This window comes from Paenibacillus medicaginis (assembly GCF_042138635.1).
GTDB lineage: Bacteria > Bacillota > Bacilli > Paenibacillales > Paenibacillaceae > Paenibacillus > Paenibacillus medicaginis.
Genome location: NZ_JBHIRY010000006.1, coordinates 157,849 through 182,686 on the forward strand (window position 1 = coordinate 157,849; position 24,838 = coordinate 182,686).

22 protein-coding genes, 2 tRNA genes and 1 pseudogene are annotated in these 24,838 nt (G+C 48.5%); 15 read left to right on the forward strand and 10 right to left on the reverse strand.

Annotated elements, in window-relative coordinates; all coding sequences use genetic code 11:
- Positions 1-33: 33 nt before the first annotated feature.
- A complete protein-coding gene (locus tag ACE5LO_RS08960; protein WP_375519670.1) occupies positions 34-555 on the reverse strand; it encodes a YhjD family protein in 522 nt (173 codons plus the stop codon).
- Positions 556-827: 272 nt separating this feature from the next.
- On the opposite strand from ACE5LO_RS08960, the gene ACE5LO_RS08965 reads away from it, so the two are divergent.
- A tRNA-Leu gene (locus tag ACE5LO_RS08965) sits at positions 828-911 on the forward strand.
- A 131-nt stretch (positions 912-1,042) separates the two neighbouring features.
- Here ACE5LO_RS08965 and ACE5LO_RS08970 read toward each other — a convergent pair.
- The 5 genes and pseudogenes from ACE5LO_RS08970 to ACE5LO_RS08990 all read right to left on the reverse strand — a co-directional run.
- A pseudogene (locus ACE5LO_RS08970) lies at positions 1,043-1,192 on the reverse strand (tyrosine-type recombinase/integrase); the annotation flags it as partial.
- 147 nt (positions 1,193-1,339) lie between these two features.
- Positions 1,340-1,732, reverse strand: coding sequence for a HepT-like ribonuclease domain-containing protein (locus ACE5LO_RS08975; protein WP_375519671.1), 393 nt, complete (start codon positions 1,730-1,732; stop codon positions 1,340-1,342).
- Positions 1,722-2,027, reverse strand: coding sequence for a nucleotidyltransferase family protein (locus ACE5LO_RS08980; RefSeq protein WP_375519672.1), 306 nt, complete (start codon positions 2,025-2,027; stop codon positions 1,722-1,724). Before ACE5LO_RS08980 ends, ACE5LO_RS08975 begins: the two co-directional genes overlap by 11 nt.
- Before the next feature lie 122 nt (positions 2,028-2,149).
- Complete coding sequence (locus tag ACE5LO_RS08985; protein ID WP_375519673.1) at positions 2,150-2,290, reverse strand: hypothetical protein; 141 nt, start codon at positions 2,288-2,290, stop codon at positions 2,150-2,152.
- Between the two features lie 287 nt (positions 2,291-2,577).
- Positions 2,578-4,068, reverse strand: a complete 1,491-nt coding sequence (locus ACE5LO_RS08990) for a glycoside hydrolase family 43 protein (protein WP_375519674.1) — start codon at positions 4,066-4,068, stop codon at positions 2,578-2,580.
- A gap of 173 nt (positions 4,069-4,241) precedes the next feature.
- Here ACE5LO_RS08990 and ACE5LO_RS08995 point away from each other — a divergent pair, with 173 nt between their 5' ends.
- Positions 4,242-5,159 carry an ArsR/SmtB family transcription factor gene (locus ACE5LO_RS08995; RefSeq protein WP_375519750.1) on the forward strand — a complete coding sequence of 306 codons (918 nt, stop codon included), beginning with the start codon at positions 4,242-4,244 and terminating at the stop codon, positions 5,157-5,159.
- 419 nt (positions 5,160-5,578) lie between these two features.
- On the opposite strand, the gene ACE5LO_RS09000 is transcribed toward ACE5LO_RS08995, so the two are convergent.
- Positions 5,579-6,859, reverse strand: coding sequence for a glycoside hydrolase family 27 protein (locus ACE5LO_RS09000; RefSeq protein WP_375519675.1), 1,281 nt, complete (start codon positions 6,857-6,859; stop codon positions 5,579-5,581).
- Between the two features lie 108 nt (positions 6,860-6,967).
- Positions 6,968-7,849: a helix-turn-helix transcriptional regulator gene (locus tag ACE5LO_RS09005; protein WP_375519676.1), complete on the reverse strand. Its 882-nt coding sequence runs from the start codon at positions 7,847-7,849 to the stop codon at positions 6,968-6,970.
- Positions 7,850-8,256: 407 nt separating this feature from the next.
- Between ACE5LO_RS09005 and ACE5LO_RS09010 the strand changes: the two genes are divergently transcribed.
- The 8 genes from ACE5LO_RS09010 (at position 8,257) to ACE5LO_RS09045 (ending at position 18,293) form a co-directional block, all read left to right on the forward strand.
- A complete protein-coding gene (locus tag ACE5LO_RS09010; protein WP_375519751.1) occupies positions 8,257-9,180 on the forward strand; it encodes an ABC transporter permease in 924 nt (307 codons plus the stop codon).
- Positions 9,181-9,201: 21 nt separating this feature from the next.
- A complete protein-coding gene (locus tag ACE5LO_RS09015; RefSeq protein WP_375519677.1) occupies positions 9,202-10,083 on the forward strand; it encodes a carbohydrate ABC transporter permease in 882 nt (293 codons plus the stop codon).
- 38 nt (positions 10,084-10,121) lie between these two features.
- A complete protein-coding gene (locus ACE5LO_RS09020; protein ID WP_375519678.1) occupies positions 10,122-11,645 on the forward strand; it encodes an extracellular solute-binding protein in 1,524 nt (507 codons plus the stop codon).
- A gap of 102 nt (positions 11,646-11,747) precedes the next feature.
- The gene (locus ACE5LO_RS09025; protein WP_375519679.1) at positions 11,748-14,024 is read left to right on the forward strand and encodes a helix-turn-helix transcriptional regulator; all 2,277 of its coding nucleotides are present in this window, start codon (positions 11,748-11,750) and stop codon (positions 14,022-14,024) included.
- A gap of 59 nt (positions 14,025-14,083) precedes the next feature.
- Entirely contained in the window at positions 14,084-15,187 is a 1,104-nt protein-coding gene (locus ACE5LO_RS09030; protein ID WP_375519680.1) for a glycoside hydrolase family 88/105 protein, read from the forward strand.
- A 175-nt stretch (positions 15,188-15,362) separates the two neighbouring features.
- Positions 15,363-15,447 (forward strand) — tRNA-Leu (locus tag ACE5LO_RS09035).
- A gap of 63 nt (positions 15,448-15,510) precedes the next feature.
- Positions 15,511-15,897 (forward strand): hypothetical protein, encoded by a 387-nt coding sequence (locus ACE5LO_RS09040; RefSeq protein ID WP_375519681.1) that lies wholly within the window; start codon positions 15,511-15,513, stop codon positions 15,895-15,897.
- Complete coding sequence (locus tag ACE5LO_RS09045; protein ID WP_375519682.1) at positions 15,894-18,293, forward strand: glycoside hydrolase family 6 protein; 2,400 nt, start codon at positions 15,894-15,896, stop codon at positions 18,291-18,293. Before ACE5LO_RS09040 ends, ACE5LO_RS09045 begins: the two co-directional genes overlap by 4 nt.
- Positions 18,294-18,417: 124 nt before the next feature.
- Here the strand turns inward: ACE5LO_RS09045 and ACE5LO_RS09050 are convergent, their stop codons facing one another.
- Both ACE5LO_RS09050 and ACE5LO_RS09055 read right to left on the reverse strand, forming a co-directional pair.
- Positions 18,418-19,734 (reverse strand): HAMP domain-containing sensor histidine kinase, encoded by a 1,317-nt coding sequence (locus ACE5LO_RS09050; protein ID WP_375519683.1) that lies wholly within the window; start codon positions 19,732-19,734, stop codon positions 18,418-18,420.
- Entirely contained in the window at positions 19,727-20,425 is a 699-nt protein-coding gene (locus tag ACE5LO_RS09055) for a response regulator transcription factor (protein WP_375519684.1), read from the reverse strand. The genes ACE5LO_RS09050 and ACE5LO_RS09055 overlap by 8 nt, the downstream gene beginning before the upstream one ends.
- Before the next feature lie 174 nt (positions 20,426-20,599).
- On the opposite strand from ACE5LO_RS09055, the gene ACE5LO_RS09060 reads away from it, so the two are divergent.
- The 5 genes from ACE5LO_RS09060 (at position 20,600) to sufD (ending at position 24,829) form a co-directional block, all read left to right on the forward strand.
- The gene (locus ACE5LO_RS09060) at positions 20,600-21,304 is read left to right on the forward strand and encodes a TVP38/TMEM64 family protein (protein ID WP_375519685.1); all 705 of its coding nucleotides are present in this window, start codon (positions 20,600-20,602) and stop codon (positions 21,302-21,304) included.
- A 32-nt stretch (positions 21,305-21,336) separates the two neighbouring features.
- Complete coding sequence (gene pssA, locus ACE5LO_RS09065; RefSeq protein ID WP_375519686.1) at positions 21,337-21,858, forward strand: CDP-diacylglycerol--serine O-phosphatidyltransferase; 522 nt, start codon at positions 21,337-21,339, stop codon at positions 21,856-21,858.
- A 30-nt stretch (positions 21,859-21,888) separates the two neighbouring features.
- Positions 21,889-22,446 (forward strand): class I SAM-dependent methyltransferase, encoded by a 558-nt coding sequence (locus ACE5LO_RS09070; protein WP_375519687.1) that lies wholly within the window; start codon positions 21,889-21,891, stop codon positions 22,444-22,446.
- A 200-nt stretch (positions 22,447-22,646) separates the two neighbouring features.
- Positions 22,647-23,495 (forward strand): Fe-S cluster assembly ATPase SufC, encoded by an 849-nt coding sequence (gene sufC, locus ACE5LO_RS09075; protein WP_375519688.1) that lies wholly within the window; start codon positions 22,647-22,649, stop codon positions 23,493-23,495.
- 17 nt (positions 23,496-23,512) lie between these two features.
- Complete coding sequence (gene sufD / locus ACE5LO_RS09080; RefSeq protein ID WP_375519689.1) at positions 23,513-24,829, forward strand: Fe-S cluster assembly protein SufD; 1,317 nt, start codon at positions 23,513-23,515, stop codon at positions 24,827-24,829.
- Positions 24,830-24,838: the final 9 nt, after the last annotated feature.

The window sequence follows — 24,838 nt, forward strand, 5'->3', positions numbered from 1 at the left end:
GAAATCTTCAGGTTTTCCTACCCTATTGCTCAATTAACCTCTTGCCGCTGCAGCAGCGGGACGGCGAAGCGGTCTGCGCTGCGCGGAGGTGAACATTGCTGCAACTGGTCTGGAACGGCGTCCGGTATAGCGGGACGGTCCGATACGTTTGTACAGTTCAGCTCCTGTGGACACTGAAGTGACGGGCAGGGAGGTTGTCAATCCCAGGTAAGCCCGCATTCTTTCGTACATTTCCTGACGGAATTCAGGCATAGGGATGCTGATTTCACCTTGGGAATCCCCGCAGGTGCAGGAGGCTTGCACAGCGGATTCGTTCTGCCGGATATGATGAACAGCGATGCCGCGCTTTCTGAACTCATGTTTGACCTCGGACATCAGAATGCCGGTTCGGTCCGCTCCGGAGTGGACAAGCTCGACATATAAATCCGGTGTTCTCAGCACACCGCTGTCTTCCAATATATGACTGTCCCGCTCGAAAACCTTCTGAATAAACAGCAGCAACAGATAGCTCTTAATTAAAGCAAAATCTTCTTTCGTAACGACTGCAGTAATCATATCCAGTCACCGCTTTCGATTATTTGTGTGCAGCATAACCACATTGAGAGGAACTCATGTTCTTGTTTTTCTTCATTATAACCGAACGTATGAGCGGTAATCAATATAAATATGGAAAAATCAGCTCTTTTCGTACAGATATTTTCCGAAATCGCTTCTGAGAAATGCCTCTGCCCAAAATATCTATATAATTGTTGACTTTTTAATGATATATATGTTATGATCTGTCTTGTCGCTGCGAAATAATAATTTCAAAGAAGACGTTACAATTTGCGGTCGTGGCGGAATTGGCAGACGCGCACGGTTCAGGTCCGTGTGGGCTAACCCCCGTGGAGGTTCGAGTCCTCTCGACCGCATTATATTTAAATGAACGAACTCCTGAATCTGTCCTTGGCGGCGACTCAGGAGCTTTTTGCATACTCGGAATTTGTAAAGTATTGCTCGTTACTTGAACCGAAGAAAGCTTCGAGCTGCATTCAAGATGAATATAAATGTTGGCGGTCGTGGAATAATGGCTGTGCCCCAACCATGCCTGAATATCTTTTAAGCTGACTCCGTTAGCAAGGAGTAAACTGGCACAACTATGGCGAAGATCGTGAAATCGAATCCGCCGTAAATTATGCTTTTTCAGGACCATGGCCAAGCCCTTCAAGTGGACATACAAGAGTAAAGCCCTTTGTATCTAAATGTTGGATTTCTTCCGGGACACAGCGCTAGAACGGAACAGAGCAGACCAGCCACATCCCTCATTTGGAATGTGGCTGGTTTGCTGTTATTAAACGTTTTACCGCTCGTATTCTTCTTTGTCTTCAATCGATGATAAAATATCCGCTTCTTGCGCTTGTCGGAGCAGGATCTTTTCGATTTGTTTTTGGAGCTCAGGCAGACTGCTGGAAATGGTACCCCAAAGTACAACCAGGTCAATGTTTTCATATTCATGAACGATTCGATTTCGCATGCCGCGTATGCCTCTCCAAGGGATGTGGGCATGTTCGGCTTGCGTCTCCGGACTGATGTGTTTAGCTAACTCGCCCATTTGCGAAACCGTAAAAGCACAGGCAGAGATCGTTTTTTTGTCGTCCATAAATTGCTCAAAGGTGTAGCCCTGCACGTATTGTAATATATCCTGCACGTAACTACTCAGTTTCTGCAGAATAATCCGTTCTTTACTTTTCATACAGCACAACTCCTTCTTGCTCAATGGCAGCACACATGGCGGGATTGCGTTTCAGTTCAGTCCATTCGAACAAGTCGACCGATTTTTCCAGTTGTTCGGTAATTTCCTCCAGCAAGCCGTAGAAGTGAAGATTTAATAACTTACCTTGACTGTCGATGACAATATCGATGTCGCTTTCAGCGGTTGCGGTGCCGCGTGCATAGGAACCGAACAAAACGGCTTGATACACGGGAACCGCAGCAAATATGGGACGGAGTTTTGATTTGATCTCGTCAATTTGATAATGAGTGGCCATGTTATCACCTGCCATTTATTTGAATGTTGTACATTCTGGGAGTTGAATATTTCCTACCACCAGCATAAAGGAAATAACGCTTTCCAAGCAACCGTTGTTCAGGTTTTATCGTTCAAGCATGACTAACTGATAAGAAGCCCTTGCTCAAACAGTTTGACCGATGCGTTCATAACAATTGCGTCTAACCGGGGATGCTCCCCTAAATAATCGAGTTTGAATCTTCCAAGTTCTTTGCCGTATTCACTTCTGATCACTTCAAACATGGGATTCACATCCTTAGCGTTAATTGAACCATCGTTCTTTTTTTATTCGATAAAATCGAGACATTTTTCAGATCTCTGTCAATTTCTATTATAGCATTCTGGTTCACCGCTTGCTTAATCTGTCCAATTAATGAGAGAATGGAAAAGTGGAAGGACATATGTCGCTATTAAAGGAAAAAGGTATGGTTATGCTTTAAAATTGATAGGGTTTGCTGAATTTGAGACGAAATGTAAAGCAGGCAGTCGCCGTAATCAGGACTGCCTGTTCATCTGCGATATATTATCTGTTAAAGGTACTCGCACTTAAATTTTGAAAACTCAGCCATAGAGCCTTCTCCTGAGGCATATAGACCGATGAGTACGCCTGTAAATCCTCCCGCAACTTCAGAGGAAAGGTATCTGGTTTGAGCCGTGCCTAAGGGGATGTCCTTTCCGTTGGCGTGAATGAAGAAGCTATAGCGTTCATGACTTGCCCGTATAATCAGAGCAGCTTGGTTCTCACTCCCCAAGTCCACTTCATGTTCAACGGATTTAATATCACCGATATTCAGGCGCTCGATCACTTTATACCCATTCTCACCTTTACGTACTGCTAAATCATAATGATGATTTTCATCCATATAGAGCGTGATGCCAGCTTCCCCGTTTGCAAGTTGTACATCGCAAGAGATTTCCGCATTGAAGTCTCTCTGGCGAATGCCTATAAATGTCGGGGATTCCGGCACATCCAGACTTACCCTGGTTCCTTTAAGCTTTATCTTATCAAGCTCTAACACATAATTCTCCGCAACAGGATGACGGAGATAACACCAGTCCAGATTCCATTCCGTGTTCTCGAAAGTAAAGATCTTTTTCTCCTGCTGCACGACATGGCTTGGGATACGGTCGGTCTCAAAACTGGTAAGGGTGGTGCCGTTATGTCCTGCTGTAAACCAGCCATCCTCACTGAAAGTAACCGGTGTCAGGAAAACTTCGCGGCCAAGGTGATGGTAGGTCAGCCAGCGACCGATTTGACGGAAGCCCAGATGCAGCATCCACCAATTTCCGTCATGATCTTGAATCAGATCACCATGGCCAGCCCCCTGCACCTCATAACCGCCCAGATTGCGATTGGTCAGCACCGGATTGTTCGGGTAGGCTTCGAATGGACCAGAGATCGAATCCGCCCGTGCATAAGTGACCATATGGCCATATTCCGTTCCGCCTTCAGACACCATCAGGTAATATCGGTCATTTATTTTATACATATGTGGGCTTTCCAAGTATCTTCCGCCTGTTCCGCGCCAAATCGAACGGCTTGGCGACAGCTTGCTGCCTGTTTCAATGTCAATTTCACACTGAGCAATCCCGCCAATCCCGTAATCGTCTTTCCCGTTGCTCATAAAGAAGGCCTTTCCGTCTTCAAAATACAAATCGGGATCGATTCCTCCCTGATCCACATAGATCGGTTCAGACCATTCACCATAAATATCGTCAGTCCATACATAGAAATTTTGACGGGTGGTATCGTTGGTCGTGGTCATGTAGAATCTCCCGTCATTGTACCGGATCGTGGGAGCGAAAACTCCGCCGGAACTACCCACCTTGCCGAGCTGGACCTGACTCTCTCTCGTTAGACAATGACTGATTTGCTTCCAGTTAAGCAGGTCTTTACTCTCAAAAATCGGAACACCGGGAAAGTACTGAAAGGAACTGCATACCAGATAATAGGTATCTTTTACTTTGCATACACTGGGGTCAGGATAAAATCCTTTGATGACCGGGTTATTGTATTTCATCGTTCCACCTCTTTTATAAATTCACAATGATATAAATCTAATGTGATCAGTAGCTAAGGAAATTAAACACTATTGTTTAGAACCTTGCAATGGATTAGGCTTGATGGTTCTTGTTAAAACTTTTAAATTAATATATATGTGATTTCAATAGAACCAATCAGGAGATGATGATGATCATCAAAGCGAACGGGGAAGCGAAATTTATGCCGTTATACGAGGCGTTGGCCAGTGAGGTAAGATGGAGAATTATGGACCTTATTGCCAATCACGAGATGAATGTGAAGGATATTGCGGATCGGTTGGGGCTCAGTCCCTCTATCACTACCATGCATATCCGAAAACTCGAACAAGCCGGGCTCGTCGGAAGCCACAGGGTACGGCTGAGTGGGGGAACGCATAAAATGTGTTTCCTCAAACAAAAAAACATCGAGATTGAGCTGCCGTCTGCCAGCCACATCACGAAGATCAGCGAGCAGAGTATTTCAGTCGGTCACTACACCGCTTTTGAAGTCCATCCTACTTGCGGGCTCGGTACGCGAGAGAAAGAAATCGGAGTGTGGGATGACCCGCGCTACTTTCTTGATCCCGAGCGGGTTCACGCCGCCATTCTGTGGTTCGGGTGGGGTTATGTTGAATACAAAATGCCTAACTATTTGCTTGCCGACCAAACCGCGAAGGCCATCGAAATCTCAATGGAGATTGCTTCGGAAGCTCCTGGCTTAAGAGATTATTGGCCTTCGGATATTGAGTTCATATTCAATGGCATCTCCCTTGGCACATGGACAAGCCCGGCTGACTTCGGAAGAGCTGCGCGGGGGAGATTTACACCTGAATGGTGGCATCGTAATGTGAATCAATACGGGTTATTGAAGACGATCCGCATTGACGCATCGGGTACATTTATAGATGGTGAGCAGATGTCGCGGGTGACCCTCGCGGATATCAAGCTGCAAGAACCGTTCTGGACGCTTCGATTCGCGGTTGATGAGCAGGCAGTTAACGTAGGGGGATTAACACTCTATGGTTCCGGATTTGGTAATCATGATCAAGATATTGTCATCCGCGCGTATCTTAACGGCAAAAATAATTGAAAGAAGATCAATACTCGCTGTCCAGCTGCCTTGCATGATTATCCCATTTGATCAGGTTGGTAGCAAAGAAAATAGATAATTTTGGGAGAAAATAATATTTTGAGGATAATAAGATATATTAAAGATAAAATAGATAAGTTTAGGAAAATGGGGAGGGAGCAGGGAGAGGTGAAGTAAAGCAGACCGGACAGTAGATGGAGGACAAACATGGGGAACGAGCAGACCGTGATTACCCCTATCGTCAAAGCTCCATGATCCAAGCGCCACGATCAGGCCGCAGTCGCCCCCTGTCCCCCCCTGAGCGAAAGGGATAATCGTGCAAAGGGGGCATACAGGGACACCAAGACACGAATGGACCTTATAGTGAGGGGGGCACGATACAGACTGCGGCAAGCGAGATTTTTCTTATGGGGGTATTTTCAAAAGAATCGGTAAAGGCGTACCCCGTGCGGCGGCACGGTGGTCTGCAGCGTACCTTCCGTAAGTTCGGCTGGTGTTCCGCTCCAGAGCTCGGTGCCTATGGTGGTGTTTGTCAGGCCAAGCTGTTCGTTGGCCAGGTCCAGCGGCAGCGGGCTCTCGCCAATGTTGAAGACGGCGGCGTAACAGGAGCCTGCGGCATCTTCAGCCGTCCAGACGATAAGGTCGTCCTTGCGCAGCGCTTCTTTCGCTCCGAAGCTCTCCCGGTGCATCCGCAGCACCTCGCGGTTCGTCAGCAGCGACAGCGTCCAGTCGTCGCAGTCCCGCAGCTCCCCGCCGAAGATGAGCGGCGAGCGGAAGATGCTCCAAAGCGACATCATTATCAATTGCTCGTCACGTGTGAAGCGGGTCCAACGGTCCGAGCCTCCGCCATCTACAGAGCGAATGCCGATATGACCGAGCGGCAGCATGTCGCAGTCCGGCCAGCAGCCTGCCTGCGGTATGCCCTGCCATGTCCGGCAACGGTCGAACATATCCAGCAAGAGCGGCCATTGGTCCCAGAAGTCGTCCGTGACTCGCCACATGTTGGCATGCTCGGCGAAGAATGCTGAGTGTTGCACTGGAGCGGGTCCGGGAGACAGGCTTAGCACCATGGGCCGGCCGCAGCGCTCGATCGCTTTGGAGATCAGGGCGATTTCTGGCTGATGGGTGTCGTACAGCCTGGAGGCTGCGATGTCGTCCACCTTTACCAGGTCAACGCCCCACTCTGCATACAGCTCAAAGAGAGAGTCGTAATAGGCCTGTGCTCCTTCCTTCGAGGCATCTACCCCGTACATATCTGTATTCCATGGACAGATCGAGTTTGTATGCGCGATATCGCGTGCTGTCGCGGCTGTACCCAGAATTGGAGTGGCGGCATGAACGGCCTGCCGTGCAATGCCGCGCATGATATGAATGCCGAATTGCAGTCCGAGGCTGTGCACATAATCGGCTAACGGCTTGAAACCCTGGCCGCCTGCTGCGGAAGGGAAGCGATTCTCGGCAGGCATGAGCCGGGAATATTCATCCATCACGAGCGGAACAAACGGTCGGTATTGCGAAGAATTCGCGTAGGGCTCGTACCACTGAATATCGACGGTGATGTAGCTCCAGCCAAATGCTTTAAGATGTTCCGCCATGTACTCCGCATTGCCTCGGATCTCCTCTTCCGTTACGGCCGCACCGTAGCAGTCCCAACTGTTCCAGCCGAGCGGCGGAGTAGGCGCAGTAAGCTTATGATCCATTGTAAAGCTCCTTTACTGATTCATTATTGCTCTTGCCATGTTCATCATAATAAAGGATATTGTCGATATCTACAGTAATCTTACAAGTCTGATTGTACAATATTGCGGTTAATCGAAGAACAGCTTGCGATAGGCAAGGCTTTCGCCTCCGCTGCGGAATTCTCCCGGTGTGAGCCCTGTCAAGCTGCGGAACGCTTTGATAAAATAACTTCCGCTAGAGTAGCCAAGCCGCTCGGCGATGGCCTCAACGCTAAGACTGGTCCCCCGCAGCAGCTCCATGGCCTTTTCGGTGCGGACACGGGTCAGGTAAGCGCCGGGTGTCAGACCCGTACTGGCCGAAAATCGGCGGATCAAGTGGTATTTGGATAGGGAGACATGCTCGGAAAGCTGATCGATACTGATCATCCGTGAATAGTTGAGCTCTATAAATTCGGCTGACTGCTTAACGTTCTCCGGCCAGTTCTCCCTATCCCGCAGCGTTGTGATCTGCATTCTGGCCAGTTCTGTCACGAACTGATAGACACAGGACGACGCGATCAGGGGATCAGAGATTCTGCCTGCACCTGCATCGATTACCATCATTCGCAACAGCCGGACTGGTGCAGAGTCTGCGGGCAGATGAGGGACTTCTCCGGCTTCACGCAGAAATTTGCGCCAATGGGGCAGAATGAGGTTGGGCCGGAACAGCAGGAACAAGAACTCCCAAGGCTCTTTTGATTCCGGGTGATAATAATAGCGATGGGGTCCTGGAATTTCGGCGAGAAAAGCTTGTCCAGCGCTGACACGATGTATACGGTCCCCCGACTCATACATGCCTTCGCCGGAGAGGGTGTACTGGAACAGCAGGAGAGGCCCATCGGTTCGCTCCAGTCCGTCCCAGTGATAAGAGGGAGCAGTGATAGAATCGCAGCCGGCCGCAAATAGTACGGAGAGCTGGAGCTCCTGATCTTCAGCAAACCGAAAGCCGTAGGTGCCTCTGGGAATGTCCATGAATGTCCTCCTTGCAGTAACTTGTAACTAATCATACGACTTAACCGGTATTCTTGCCACGAACTTTATGGACTTGAACTATAAGCTTAATCCCGATACGGCTGCATTGAAGGCTTCTTTTAGCAAGATGAGTGGAGGCACGTTATGGTGGTGTGAAATGAAAAATTCTGCAGGCTAAATCAGTAGGTTAAATCAGTACGATCCGGCTGAAAGAGATGATGATTCGCCCAGAATACGCGCTAAAAGGGCGCAGAATTGCTTGAAATTCAAAACGGTTAGCAGCGTATGATTGCCTGTCATGCAGGCAGAACCTATGATGTGAAATGTAAGCGCTTCAAAAAAAGATATCATCAGGTTGGGAGGATCAGGAGATGGACCAGCAATACGCTGCCCAGGCGCCACTAGAAATGAAGAAGAAACGGATCCAGTCGCAGTTTGTTAAAGACATCTTAAGAGACCGTTGGATGTACGTTCTGCTCCTTCCGGGCGTCTTGTATTTCGTTATTTTCAAATATTTTCCGATGGCCGGTCTGGTCATGGCTTTTCAGGACTACAAACCGCATTTGGGTTTTTGGGAAAGCCCTTGGGTCGGTCTGAAGCATTTTGAGCGTTTTTTTACGGAGCCGCAATTTTGGATGCTGTTTCGCAACACGTTCGTGCTTGCCGTGTATAACCTGGTTTTCTTTTTCCCGCTGCCCATCATTCTGGCGCTGATGCTTAATGAAGTGCGCATGAAGCTGTTCCAGCGATTCGTGCAAACGGTCGTATATTTGCCGCACTTTGTGTCATGGGTTGTCGCTGTCGGCATCTTTTACGTGCTGTTCACGACTGAAGGAGGCGTTGTTAATGAATTCATCGCCAGTCTGGGCATGGAGAAAATTCCGTTCCTGTTAAGCGAGGAATGGTTCAGGACGATGATCGTCAGCCAATCGATCTGGAAGGAAGCAGGCTGGGGCACGATTATTTTCCTGGCGGCCTTGTCCGGCGTCGATCTTCAGCTCTATGAAGCGGCCCGCATCGACGGAGCCGGACGGTGGCGCCAATTGTGGCATATTACGCTGCCGGCCATCCGCAGCACGATTGTGATCCTGTTTATTTTGAGACTGGGCAGTTTCCTGGATACGGGCTTCGAGCATATTTTCCTGATGCTGAATTCCATGAACCGGGAAGTCGGCGAGGTGTTCGACACCTACGTGTACATGAAGGGGCTGACGCAAGCGCAATACAGCTACAGCGCAGCCGTCGGCATGTTCAAATCGCTGGTTGGCCTGGTGCTTGTCATGGGGGCGAACCGGTTGGCCAAAAAAATGGGCGAAGAAGGCGTTTACTAAGCGGAAGGAGTCGATCGAGCCATGCCTTTGGCGGATAAATCGATCAGCAGTCGTATTTTCACAATCATCAACTATTCGCTGCTGACTCTCAGTGCTATCATTACCATTATTCCTTTTCTTTACATCGTGGCCGTATCGTTCGCGACCCCCGAGGAAGTGGCGAAGGGAGGACTTATGCTTTTGCCGACGAAGTTTACTCTCGGCGCGTACGAGTACATCTTCTCCACCGAAACGCTGGTCCGCAGCATCCTGGTATCGATCTATGTGACCGTGCTCGGCACACTGATCAATCTGCTGCTCACCTCATTTATGGCTTATCCCCTGGCCAGACCGATATTACGGGGAAGAGGCGTCGTGCTGTTCCTGGTGTTGTTCACGATGCTGTTCAGCGGCGGGATTATCCCGACATATTTCGTTGTCAAAGCGTTCGGTATGATCGACACCTACTGGTCTCTGATCATCCCCGGCGCTATCAGCGCCTTCAACCTGATCGTGCTCAAAAACTTTTTCCAACAGATTCCGGAAGGACTGGAAGAAGCGGCGAAAATCGACGGCTGTCACGACCTGGGCATCCTGTTTCGGATCGTGTTGCCCTTGTCGATGCCTGCAATGGCGACGTTCGGGCTCTTTTACGCGGTCGCTCATTGGAATTCGTATTTCAATGCGGTGATGTATATCAACGATTCCGAAAAATGGCCGGTGCAGATCGTGTTAAGACAAATTGTGCTGCTGTCCCAGGACATGATCGGTGATTCCACCGCACAGGCGGAGCCGATGGAGTATTTGCCGCAGACGATTCGCATGGCGTCGATCGTGATCGCCACGATTCCGATCGTCATCGTATATCCTTTCCTGCAAAAATATTTTGCGAAAGGTGTCATGCTGGGCTCGGTTAAAGGTTAAGCGTCTTCATCATACCCATCATACAGGAGGTTTCGTCAATGAAAAAAAAGCATGTCATATCCGTCGTATCAGCATTCGGCATCCTGATCGCCGCAGCAAGCATTCTCGCCGCCTGTGGAGAGAAGAACGAAGCAGGACAGGACAGCGCGCAGGCGGAGAATGGGCCCCTGGCAGTGACCATCGCCACACCGCAGGTCGGGGAAGCCCCGGGCAAAGACACGGAGGTCGAGCAGGCCATCGAAAAATACACGGATACGGAAATCGATATTCAATGGATTCCGGCCGCCGCGTTTGAAGACAAGAAAAACATCATGATCGCCTCCGACGAAATGCCGAAAGCGTTCAAGATTACGTATAACGCTTCAACGCTGAACGCAATTCAGTCCGGCCTGTTTTGGGAGATCGGCCCGTACCTGCAGGACTACAAAAATTTGGCAGAGATCAACCCCATGCATTACGACAATATCAAAGTGGATGGCAAGCTGTACGGACTGCCGCTCTATCGGGATATCGGCCGCGCTGGCATCGTTTACCGTAAGGACTGGTTCGACGAGCTGGGGCTGAAGATTCCGGTTACGCTGGACGACTGGTACCAGGCGGCGAAGGCCGTAGCCGAGAAGGACCCGGATAAAAATGGGCAGCGGGATTCATATCTGCTGTTCCTTGACAAATCGTACAACGATCCGGCCGCCAGCAGCGCATTCCTGACACGGCTCGCCGTATCGCAAGGCGCCCCGAACAAGTGGGGAGTTGTGGCCGGCAAAGTTATTCCGGAATTCATGACCGAGCCTTATATGGACGCCATGAAGCTGCTCCGCAGACTATATGAGGAAAAATTGATCAATCAGGATTTCTCTGTCGTGCAAACGGCCGATGCCGATAACAAATGGAATGCGGGTCAAGCCGCGATGCGCAATGCGGTGGCGTCCGCTGCGGCCACTTCGTACATCAATGTATCCAAGGCGGTGCCTCATGCGGTTGTTGATGTTGCGCAGTTCGAAGGACCGTCGGGCTATCGCCTGCCAGCGGAGCCGGGCAATAATGGCTTCTTCGTATTCCCGAAATCGTCCGTGACATCCGAAGCGGAATTGAAGCGGCTGCTCGCCTTCTTCGACAAGCTGCTGGAGCCTGACATGTCCACACTGCTGAGCCGCGGGTTCGAAGGCAAGCATTTCAAAAAAACAGAGGACGGCAAAGCGGAAATTACCGATTTGGCGCTGTTCAATCTCGAGGTGAAGCCGTACCGTGACAGCTTGCCGTCGTTCGAGGTGGGAGGACAAGGGCTTCCGCTCAAGCTGAACGAGCTGCAGGCTAAAGGCTGGGATATCGTTGCTGCGAACCTGGAGCATGCCGTTCCGAATGTGGCGTTGACGCTGCTGTCGCCGACTTATACGGAAAGAGGCAGCGAACTGGATACGATGATCCGCGACGCCCAGACCAAATTCATCATGGGTAAAGTGGATGAAGCAGGCTGGGAAGCGGAAGTAGCCAACTGGCGAAAAGCCGGTGGTGACAAGGTCATGGAAGAGTTTACGGAAGGGTACAACAAGCTGGACAAATAAGAGGAGAGCCGGAACCAGACTTTCGAAAGCAAATTTCTGGTATAATGGGTGTCGGTATAACCTTGCACGCCTGATACAGTAGTCGAAGGGGGAGGATGCCCGATGCCCAGATATTTAGTCCGTTTGTTCGTCTTCACCCTGCTGCTGGTTGCCGTTCCGGTCGTCTCCACCGGGACGATCTCCTACTTCATTGCCAAGCAGGATATCGAGAAAAAAGTCAACGAAAGCAATGAGCAGATTTTGCTGCAAAACAAAACGCGAATCGAGCAAATATTCAAAAATGTGGAAATGGGCGCGGTGCAGTATATCAACTCTCCCCTGGCGGCCAACTTGTACGACCGCGCCTTGACGGCCGACGATTTTCAAAACATAACGGCTTTGTCTAAGGGTTTATACAATCTTCACTCCATTGCAGGCGTGACAGACACTTTTCTGATCAATCTCGACCACAACTGGATGATTAGCGAGCTCGGTTTTACTCCTTCCGGGACATTCTCAGACCGCGACCGGATGAGCGAATACGCTTTGCAATCGAAGAAGATGTATTGGCGCGCGGAGGCTGCAAATCAGGCGGATCAGCCGGCCGACGAAGTGGCCGAACCTTATAAAATCCGCCTGATTGTCAAGCTGCCCATGATCAACTCCTCTTCTCAGCCGAAAGGGATGCTGATCGTCGATTTGTCTTACAATGAGCTGGAACAAGACTTACGACAAAATACGGAGTGGAGAAACATCTATGTGCTAAACAGCGAGGGTGAGCCGTTTTTGTCCAGTCCGGGCTCGCCCAAGATCGCCGATGCAGTTTTGACAGAATTGAAAGCGTATTCAGAAGTGGAGACGGGGTATTTTGAAGAGCAGGGCCTGGCCGTCAATGTTCTTGGGTCTGATCCTCATAACTGGACTTACGTGTCGATCGTATCCATCCAGGAGATTACCAAGGAATCACGCAAAATCGCCCTCGTTACGGTCAACGCCTGTGTGCTTATTTTTTCCGTGATTGCGGTATTCGCTTATTTCGGAAGCCGACGAATGTATGAGCCGATCCGGCGAATGTTCGCGATCATGCAGCAGTTTGGCGGAGAAGCGGACGATGCTGGCAAAAAAGACGAGTTCGCCTATATTGAGGAGCGTCTGCACATCCTGTTCAGCTCGCGCAGGCAGCTTCAGCAGCAGCTGCAAGGGCAGCGCGGACAGATCAAGGAGTTTTTCCTGCACAAGCTGTTCATGGGACAGGTGACCGAGCGTGAGTTCGTTTACAAAAGCGGCGTGTACGGGATTGCGGACACAAGCGACTCGCTCGGCGTGCTTGTCATTCAGATCGATACGCTGCAGGACACGAGATATACGGAGAAGGATAAAGAGCTGTTGTTGTTTGCAATACACAATATCGTCGGAGAGATGATTCCGTCCCACAACCTGATGGGCTCGCTGCTGCTGGACCAGTCCCAGGTGTCGCTGATTACAAGCGATTTGGACCGCCCTGATGAGTTAAAAGCGCTATTTCATCAGTTGGCGGGCCTAATTCAAAGCAAGGTGCACGAGCTGCTTCAGCTCCAGGTCAGCATCGGCATCAGCCGGGCGTTTCATCGATATGCAGGTGCTATGAACGCTTATTCAGAAGCACTGGAGGCGTTGAAACGGAGAATTAGCCTCGGCTATCATGTGATCGTGAGCTATGACGATATCGAATCGTCTTCCGTGGTCAGTATTCAACCGGACGCTTCCTGGGCTTATCTGGAGAACAGCCTGATCCATGCGCTGCAGGCGGGTGATGAGGCTTCGGCCCTCGAGCATTTCGACAGGTATGTGAGGTCGATCATGGAACAGAACGTTCCGTTTAACGATTTTCAAATTTTAATGCTTGAGCTGATCACGCGGATATATCGGCTTGTTCAGCAGCACGGAGGGGCTCTGAATAGCCTGCTTGGTACCAACTCGGCGGTTCAGCAATTCCTGAAGCTGAGCACGGCAGTTGACATCGTTTCCTGGTTCAAAACGAAGCTGTTTCCTCCGGCCTTGTCCTTCCTGAAGGAGCAGATCGATTCGCAATATATGAGCATCGCCCGCCAAATGGTGCAGATGATTCATGATGCTTACGATCAGGACATTACGCTGGAGGCGTGCTCGGAGAAGCTGAAATTCCATCCGGTATATTTAAGTCGGGTGTTCAAGAAGGAAATCGGTGTGACGTTCAGCGAATATTTGACGGAGTACCGGATCAACATGGCAAAGCTGTGGCTGAAAGACAGCTCGCTGAAGGTCAACGAAATCGCCGAACGATTGAGCTACAGGAATGCTACGGGTTTTATCCGCACGTTTCGCAAACAGACGGGCATGACCCCGGGGCAGTATCGTGAAGAACATTCCAAATCATCATGACTGCGAAAACCATCATGACAGTAGAAATATCGTGACTCACTGTGGAGGTGCTGGTTATCTTGTCTTATGCGTTAGTTGATCGGCTTAAAGCGCAGTACATGGCGGAGCCGAAATGGTATTCGCTGAGATGGCATTATATCGAAGGCTGCATTCTGAAGGCGTATTTGGACAGCTATGCGCTGACAGGCGACGAGGCGGAATACGCTTTCGTCAAAGGTTTCATCGATGGCCTGTACGACGAAGAAGGCCGGATTCCCGCCATCGACCCGGCAAATTACAATATCGACCAGATTCGGATGGCGACCGTCCTGTTCGCTTTATACGACAAAGAGCGGGATCCGAAATACAAACAGGTCCTGGACCTGCTTTACAAGCAGCTGGCGGTTTATCCGCGAACAGGCGCGGGCTCCTTCTGGCATAAGCAGAACTACCCTTATCAGGTATGGCTTGACGGTCTGTACATGGGACAGCCGTTTTATGCGTTATATATCAAGTGCTTTGCGGGGGGGAAAGACTACAGCGATCCGCTCGCCCAGTTCCGCAATGCGCGCCGTTTTCTCTTTGACGAGTCAAAACGGCTGTATCGGCATGCGTACGACGAGAGCCGGCACATGTTCTGGTCCGACCCGGCGACGGGTTATTCGCCGCATGTATGGGGGCGAGGGGCTGGCTGGTACGCCATGGCGCTGGTTGATATGCTGGAGATTCTGGAGGGAGAGCCGGTCGATAGTGACTTCCTGAAACAATACCTGCAGGAGCTTGTGGACGGTATGCTGCCACATCAGCACAGCGAGGGCATGTGGTATCAGGTGGTGGATCAGGGAGCGCGGGCAGGCAATTATTTGGAAACGAGCGGGACGCTGATGCTCGCGTATGCCATTCTGAAGGGAGCCCGGCTCAGCTACCTGCCGCAAACGTATGCCGCCTATGGCCAAAAAGCGTTCGATGGAACGGTCAGCCGCTATCTGTGTGAAGAGGGCGGAGAAGTGCTGCTGGGGGGCATCTGCCGCAGTGCCGGTCTCGGCAGGAAGCCGGAAACAGGTGAGCTGCGCGACGGCACTTACGAGTACTACGTTTTCGGCGAGAAGATCGTCGAGAACAATGGGCACGGCGTGGCACCGCTGCTTATGGCGTATAACGAAATCAGGCGGCTGAAGCCGTAAATTTATCATTCCCGCGTAAGCACAATCGATAGGGCCTCCCTGGAGGGGGCTTTTCGGGGTTGCTATGGACAGGTCCCTGGAATCTGTCGATTTTGTGTTGACTGTCAATTGGTATATATGATATTATCAATTCTGTTGCTGCGAATAAAAAAATTCTAAGCACTCATTATAATTTGCGGTCGTGGCGGAATTGGCAGACGCGCACGGTTCAGGTCCGTGTGGGCTAACCCCCCGTGGAGGTTCGAGTCCTCTCGACCGCATCATATTGACACGAAAGAGCTCCTGAATTATCTCTAGTAGAGATTCAGGAGCTTTTTGCATACTTGGAATCTGTAAGGTACTGCCCAACACTTGAGCCGAAGAAAGCTTTGAGCTGTATTCCAGATGAACATAGATCTGCTTTTCTCTCAATCTACCTTTCCGCTGTTCCGGGCTATTCTTTTGGAACTCTATGGATTGGAAATAAAAGGCGTTTTATGGTTGACAAAATATCCCTATTGCCTTATGATAGGACTGGAAATGAAAGCGCATACTTATCATATTTTACATCACAAGTACTTATTTTTCCACTTGCAGCTCTATCAATCGATAAGGAGAGTGATGCTATCGGTAGATATCTCCGGAGATCGGGCGCATTCGCCCGTAAGAGGGGACTTGGAGTCCTAATGGAATATGAAAAAAACAATGAAGGGAGCAGTGAAAAGAGATGAAAAGAAAGTTTTTTCCTAAAATGAGGCCCTTCCTCGCGGCCTGTCTGATTGCGACATTAGCCGTCCCGTTGTCTTTGCCGGCCGGGACAGGGAAGGCGGCCCCCGCTCACGTGGACAATCCGTTTACCGGCGCTACGGCGTATCTGAATCCGGATTACGCACAATCCGTCGATATGTCGATTGCCCGCGTAGGAGACGAGGAGCTGGCGGCCAAGATGGAGACGGTCAAGTCGTATCCGACGGCGGTTTGGCTGGACCGGATTGCGGCGATTCATGGCGGCGAAGTCGCTGGCGGGCGCCTTAGTCTGGAAGAGCATTTGGACAATGCGCTGGCGCAACAGCAGGGCGACACGCCGATCACGGCCAGCTTCGTTATCTACAATTTGCCTGGTCGCGACTGTCATGCCTTGGCTTCGAACGGCGAACTGCCGCTCACGCAGGCAGCGCTGCAAAGATACAAAACGGAATATATCGATGTGATCGCAAATCTTTTCGCTGACTCCAAATACGAAGATATTCGCATTATTGCAGTGATCGAACCGGACTCGCTGCCGAACCTGGTGACGAACCTGAACGACCCGGCCTGTGCGGCGGCGAACTCGACCAATATCTACCGGGATGCGGTCCGCTATACGCTGGATCAACTGGCTGATATCCCGAATGTCTACAAATATTTGGACATCGGCCACTCCGGTTGGCTAGGATGGGATTCCAACCTCCAACCGGCGGTCAATCTGTATACATCTGTAGTTCAAGGAACGCAGGCGGGGTTGGATAGCGTTGACGGCTTCATTACCAATACGGCCAATACGACGCCCCTCGTTGAACCGAATTTGCCGGATTCGAATCTGAACATCAACGGCCAGCCGATCCGTTCGGCGAAGTACTATGAATGGAACCCGTATTTTGATGAGGCCGACTTTACGGCGGCGCTCTACTCCGGCTTTGTGGCCAAAGGCTGGCCGTCCGACATCGGCTTCCTGATCGACACTTCGCGCAACGGATGGGGCGGACCCGACCGGCCGACCGGTGCGTCCGGCTCGGATATCAATACCTATGTGAACTCCGGCCGTATCGACAAGCGTCTGCATCGCGGTAACTGGTGCAACGCTGCGGGCGCGGGGATGGGTGCGCGACCTGAAGCGGATCCGCAGGGTTATCCGCATGTCGATGCGCTCGTCTGGGTGAAGCCGCCCGGAGACTCGGACGGCTCAAGCACGCAAATTCCAAATGACGAAGGCAAAGGCTTCGACCGGATGTGCGATCCTACCTACACAACGTCCAACGGTACGTTGACCGGCGCTTTGCCGAACGCCCCGATTTCAGGTCACTGGTTTCACGACCAGTTTGTCGAGCTCGTGAAGAACGCCTATCCGGCCATTCCGCTAACCGATAACGGTGGCGGGAACACGCCTCCGGCCGCTCCGGCGCGGGTGACCGCAACGGCGGGCGCCCAGCAAGTGAAGCTGGACTGGAACGCGGTCCGTGGTGCGGAGAACTATATCGTCAAACGCGCGGCAAGTGCGTCCGGCCCGTTTGTATCTATTGCCGAGACGGGGATTGCAACGACCTATACGGATACGGACGTCATGAACGGTACGGCTTATTTTTACGTGATCAGCGCCGTCAACGCTGTCGGAACAGGTCCGGATTCGGCCGTCGCCAGCGCGACTCCCGCCGTCCTGCCGGCTCCGGCTGCGCCTGCGGGCCTCGCGGTGGAGGCCGGGGACGCGCAGGTGAAACTGACCTGGAACGCGGAGTCTGCTGCGGATGGTTACAACGTCAAGCGCGCACTGAGCGAGTCCGGTCCGTTTGAGACGATCGCGGAATCCGTCACAGGAACGGCATATACGGATAACGCCGTAGAGAACGGCACGACGTATTACTATGTCGTCAGCGCCGTTAATACGTCAGGCGAAAGCGCGGACTCGGGCGTAGTCAGCGCGGCTCCGCAGGAAGCGCCTAGGGGCGATCTGGCGGTGCAGTACCGCAACGGCGATTCCAGCGCAACCGACAACCAAATCCGGCCGCACTTCAATATTAAGAACAACGGTCAGGATGCCGTCCAGCTAAGCGATTTGAAGCTGCGCTACTATTTCACCAAAGACGGCAGTGAAGCGATGCAATCCTGGGTCGACTGGGCGCAAATCGGCTCTTCTAACGTGACGGTCACGTTCACGGACAGTTATATGGAGGTCGGTTTCACCAGCGGCGCGGGGACGCTCGCTCCGGGCGGACAAACCGGCGAAATCCAGACGCGAGTGGCCAAGTCGAACTGGAGCAATTTTGACGAGACCGACGATTACTCGTACGACGCGACCAAAACCTCCTTCGCCGACTGGGAAAAAGTGACGCTATACCAAGACGGAGCCCTGGTGTGGGGGATCGAGCCTTAACCCGAGTGACCGGGTATGGAAGGACGGCTCTTTAAACCGGGATGCAAAATATCAAGGCGCTGCCACTGTGGCAGCGCCTTGAGTGATTTTCCGCGGCTAATTGGCCAAGCTGATACTTCCCGCTCTAATTTTTGGCAGGAAGACTAATGTGGACAGAATAAATTTCCTCGGTGCTTGTAACCGCAATTTTCCCCTTATGTCTTTCGATAATTTTTTCACATGTTTTCATACCAATCCCGGTACTATTTATTTTATCCAATTCAGTATTTATATGGTTTTCTATGTCAATAAATAACAACTGGTGTTTAACATAACAATTAATTTTAACTGGCCAGGATTTATCCGCATACTTGGTAATGTTAGAAAAAAGATTATCAAAAACTCTGCGTACAGAAATGAGATGCACTTCAATTTGAAAAGGGGTGTCACATGAGTTGAATTGAAAATGAAACCCATTATTTTGTAAGATGGTTAGCTGCTCATCTATTAGCTGGTCTATCAGTTGAATTCCATCGAATAGCTCAAGTTCCAGATCGTCGTCATTGGTATTAAACACAGTAAAGTACTCAAATAGTTTGTCAGAAAGATGCTTAATTTGGTAAGCCTTTTCTCTGCTGTTATGGATATATTTTACAAATGCTTCATCCGTCTTATATTTCTTATATTCGATAATATCCAGATATCCGATCAATGCGGTGAGAGGTGTTCTTAAATCATGGGACATGGCTGTGACCAGTTCGCTATTTGCAATTCTGGCCTTATCTTCACTCTCCAATCTTTCAATAAATGATTTTCTCATTTCATTTATGCTTTGAGCCAATGAAGAAAGTTCATCTTTCCCTTTTAATGTGATTGGATAGTTTAAGTTGCCTCCTTCTAATATTTTGATTTCATTCTCCAGTATGCCAATATAAGCTGTTTTTCTGCTGATAAAAAATAACATAATGATTATAAAAAATAAAAAAGAAATTGCCACACCAAAAATGGTGACAATGTAAAAATACTTGTATTCAAAGAAGCACTCCATATAGATTTGGGCGCTTGTATCGGAAAATTTAATATCATAAAAAGGTCTATCTTTTAAAATTGTACTTAACAGAAATTCTTTGTTTTCAGTAGTGGATGTATAACCATCGGTAGCGTACACCAGTTTATTTTTTTTATAAATGTAAATATTCACATATTTCGCTTCACGAACCCATCCTGTTATTTTATCCTGGTCATTTATTGTTAAACCGTTTTCGGATACATAGCTTCTAAATTCAGAAATGGCTTGCTTCTCCTGATTTTCAATAAACGAGGTTTTATTTAAATGGTTTTCTAATAAGTCTTCACCTGTTGTTTGCAATAACAAAAACAAGCCTACAGAAAGAATAAATGAAAAGATCAGACACAGTATTAATTTTATTTTCAGTTTGCCCAAAAAAAAGTTTTTATTCAATCCGATACCCCTTTCCCCATACGGTTTTGATGACCTTGGGGTTTTGCGGATATTTCTCCAACTTGCTTCTTAAATTCCTGATATGAACCATAACCGTATTATTGCAGGTATAAAAATAAGGTTCTTCCCAGACACTTTCATATAAATTTTGGGCAGAAAATATTTTTTTTCTGTGCTGTGCCAATAACAACAGAATCTTATACTCGATATCAGTCAGCGTAATTTCTTTCTCGTCCATATAAACTTCATTTGTATTGGTTTTAATAGTCAGTTCATGGATATGGATCGTATCGAGAGGCTCAGCATTTTCTTTTCCTTTGTAAACATAATACCTTCTAAGCAAGGCTTTTACTCTTGAGACCAATTCTGTATATGAAAACGGCTTTGACAGATAATCATCACTTCCTGCCGAAAATGCCATGTATTTATCCGAGTCTTGAGTTTTGGCAGTCAGAAACAAAATGGGGGCACTCGTTATTTCACGAATTTCCACACAGGCCTTATATCCCGATTTTCCAGGCATCATAATATCAAGGATGATTAAATCTATATGTTCATTCACTTTGTTTACAGCATCATCACCGTCTATCGCCTCAATCACGTTATAGTGTTCGCTCTCCAATAATACACGGACAATCTCTCTAATCTCGTCGTTATCGTCCGCTATCAATATATTCTTTGCATTGTTCAACAATCTCCCTCCAACTCCCTTCATCATGTGATCAGTATATATTGCAGTTTGGCCTGAAACTACAATATTTACACGACTTAAGAATTCTTAAGATTTCTTGCAGCCCGATCTTAAGATCCTTCTCATAAACTGCTTATATCGATAAGAAAAGTAAGTGAGAGAGGATAAACAGGTATGGGAAAATCAAAAAAATCATTAGTCGGTAAAATATTGCTTGCTTTCATAGGGCTTTTAGTCATGTTCTTAGCAATCCGATACTTACCTGAAATCCTTAAATTAACTGTATCCATTGATAGATTTCGAGATTATATCCTTGCAACGGGGAAATTAGGACCTATTATATTTATTCTTTTCCAGATACTTCAAACCGTAATTGCGCCAATTCCGGGTGAAGTGGTTCAAATAGCTGGGGGATATATTTATGGCGTATTTTTAGGAACGTTTTATACAACAGCAGGGATGTTATTAGGCGCTGTGATAGCTTTCTATTTTGCCAGGTTTTTGGGCGGCACATTAATTGAGAATTTATTAAAAAAGAAGAGGTCTCAATGGATGGCAGGCATGGTGGACAATAAAAAGTTTTCTATCTTCTTATTCATTATGTTCATTATTCCTGGACTCCCCAAGGATTTATTCGTATATGCCGCAGGACTGACGCCTATAAAACCTTTAAGGTTTTTCATGATTTTACTTGTCGCCAGATTCCCGTGGCTATTGGCATCCGTGAGTATTGGATCTAATATTTATCAAAAAAATTATGTATCCACCATAATCATATCAGGAGTGTCAGTGCTGGCTTTTATTTTGGGATTGATATATAAAGATAAGCTTATCAACAAGCTATCTAAGTTTAATAAAAGCACGGATGAATCATCATAAGCTTTATTTAAGGTAGGGGAGAGTTGATGTTTATGTTTACAAGGTTTATACCAAATCTGCTTACATTTGCGAACCTGTCATTTGGAGTGCTTTCCATACTCGAAATTATAAAACAAAATTACATTGCAAGTGCTGTATATATCATTATTGCAGCTTTATTAGACAGATATGATGGGAAAATTGCCAGACGTTTAAATGTTTGCAGTGAATTCGGAAAAGAATTGGATTCCTTTGCCGATTTAGTCTCATTCGGAGTTGCTCCATCTTTGTTGATATTCATGAAGTTCAATTTGCTTGACTTTGGTCTGTTCAAATTTGTGGGTACGGGCATTTTATTGTTATATATCATTAGTGGTTCTTATAGATTGGCGAAGTATAACATCAGCAAATTTGCGGGTGCTTTTCGTGGAATACCGATAACAGTTGCAGGTTTTGTTCTTTCCATATACTCTTTGATTATACCAAGTAATAGAATTTCAGAGCTTGTGTCAGTTATTTTACTATTGCTACTTTCCATTTTGATGGTGTCGAAGTTTCATTTCAAAAAAATATAATCCATGAGGCTAAAAAAGGGAGGGATTGAAATGGGAGGATTATCATTTCTAAAACAATATATCACAAAGCCAAGAACGGTAGGAGCACTGCTTCCAAGCTCGAAATATCTTGCAAGCAAGATGGTTGACAATATCGATTTTAACCAAGCAAGCTACATTGTGGAGTATGGTCCGGGTACGGGGGTATTTACGGAAAAAATAATAAAAAATAGAAAAGAAAGCACCATAGTATTGCTTTTCGAAAGTAACAAAACATTTTACAACCTGTTAAAAGAGAAATTTGAACATGAACGTAACCTTCATATTATTAATGATTCTGCAGAGCATCTAGAGAAATATATGATTAAGTATGAGATGCCATGGGTAGATTATTTTATTTCAGGACTTCCCTTTGCAAGTTTACCGCAAAGTGTATCCTCAAACATTCTACGGCTGACACAAATGCATTTGAGGCAAGGAGGCAGTTTTATTACTTTTCAGTACACCTTATTAAAGAAAGATTTAATTGGACACTATTTCAATAAAATCAATATTAAAAGAGAATTGAGGAATATACCTCCTGCTTATGTGTTTTGCTGCAGCCAATAGACGTTACGAGCTCCTGAATTTGTCCTTGCGGCAGTTCAGGAGCTTTTTTGCAGGTAAGAATAAGCAAGCGTTTTTCGGACATTTGCTTTCCATTTACCGGAGTATATACGGCGTTTTCTCCAAGGGTATTGACAATGAGAATCATTATCAAATAAAATGTTTACTAGTTAACAAAATCAATGGTTGAAGGATGATAAATTATGAAAAGGAGTGGCGATGAAATGACAGTGAGCCTGCGTATTCACCAATTAAAGGCAGCCGTAGAAGGGAAAGAAATCTTGAAAGGTCTGAGCCTTGCAGTAAATGGTGGAGAAATTCATGTGGTCATGGGGCCGAACGGAACAGGGAAGAGTACGTTGGCCTCAGCTTTAATGGGGCATCCGAAGTATGAAGTGACGGAGGGGGTTGTAACGCTAAACGGAGAAGACCTGCTGGAAATGGATGTCGATGAACGGGCGCGGGCGGGTTTGTTTCTGGCCATGCAATATCCGAGTGAGATTGCCGGGGTCACGAATGCCGATTTCATGCGCAGTGCGATCAATGCCAGACGTGAAGAAGGCCAGGAAATCTCGTTGATGAAGTTTGTGTGGATGATGGAAGCAAGCATGCAGACATTGGAGATGAACCCGGAGTTTATGCATCGTTACTTGAATGAAGGCTTTTCCGGAGGGGAGAAAAAGCGGAATGAAATTTTGCAAATGATGATGCTCCAACCGTCGATGGTCATTCTGGATGAAATTGACTCCGGTCTGGATATTGATGCGCTGCGCATCGTTGCTGAAGGGGTCAACGCTTTGCGCAGTGCAGACCGCGGATTTTTAATTATTACGCACTATCAGAGACTGCTTAATTATATCAAGCCGGACTTCGTACATGTGATGATGCAAGGCACAATCGTAAAGTCTGGGGGGCCGGAATTGGCAGAGCGGTTAGAAGCAGACGGCTATGAGTGGATCAAAGAGGAGCTGGGTATTACAGAGGAAGCTGTGATACTGGAGGAAGAAGAGTCTTTTCAAATTCCGATGAAAACCAAGGCACCGCGTAGCTGAAGGGGAGGAAGCGTAACATGACAATGAACAGTGCAGAGAACCGGGGATCGGAGCAACTCAGATTTGAAGCAGAACCGGATTGGCTGACCGTATTGAGGAAGAAAGGTTTGGACGCCGCCGGCACCCTGCAGCTGCCCAAGCTGGAAAAGACGAATCTGCAGCGCTGGCCTTTACAGCAGCAAGGTGCTTGCCGTAAGCCTGAGCGGGTGCCTGCTCTCGATGAACTGCCGGAGTCGATCAGGGGATGGGTGCACGCTGATAATGTGCTGGTGCAGCGGAATTCGGGTCCATTAATCAGCCATCTGACAGAAGCGCTGCAGCAGCAAGGGGTTATTTTGACCGATTTGGAAACAGCAGCACGACTGTATCCGGAACTTGTAAAGTCTTATTTCATGCAAGCTGTGCAGACAGAAGAGAATCTGCTGACCGCGCAGCATGCCGCGCATTGGAGCGGCGGAGCCTTTATTTACATCCCTGAGGGGGTGCATGTGGAGAACCCGATGCAGACGCTATTCCTTGTAGACGAATCCGATACGCTCTTTATGCCGCATGTACTCGTGGTAGCCGAGGAGCGCAGTTCCGTAACACTGGTGGAGAATACAATGTCCTCATTGCAAAAGAGTGTGGGGGTGAATCAAGCCATCATGGAAGTATTCGTAGGCAAAGGTGCAAAAGTCAATGTCGTATCATTGCACCAACTGGAAAGAGACTTGATCGACCTGACTTATCGGCGCGCAATCGTTGAACACGACGGAACGGTGAACTGGTTGATTGGCGAAATGAATCAGGGCGAGACGATGAGCGATACGGCATCCATTCTCAAGGGAGAAGGGGCTGGTTCGGATATGAAGACAATCTTGGTGGGATCCGGCAGTCAGACGATGAATATCACAGCCCGGACGGAGCATTTTGGCAAGAATTCGTCAAGCGATATGGTGATCAGAGCGGTGATGAGAGAGCAGTCAACCGCAATATTGAATGGAATCACCAAGATCGGGAAGGGAGCAAGCGGGACGAACGGTCAGCAGACGGAGAAAATATTGATGCTGCATCCCAAGGCGCGCGGCGACGCGAATCCGATCCTGTTGATCGATGAAGACGATGTGAAAGCCGGACACGCCGCCAGTGTAGGACAAGTTAATCCGGAGCAGCTGTACTACATGATGTCCAGAGGAATCACCCGCGCAGAGGCCGAGCGGCTGATCGTGTATGGTTTCCTTGCTCCCGTCGTAGCCGAGGTGCCGCTGGAAGGAGCAGCCGCGCAGATGCAAGCACTTGTGGAGCAAAAGCTGGGGCAAGTCAAGGAAGTAGATCAAGCTAGCATATCTGAATAAGGAGGATGA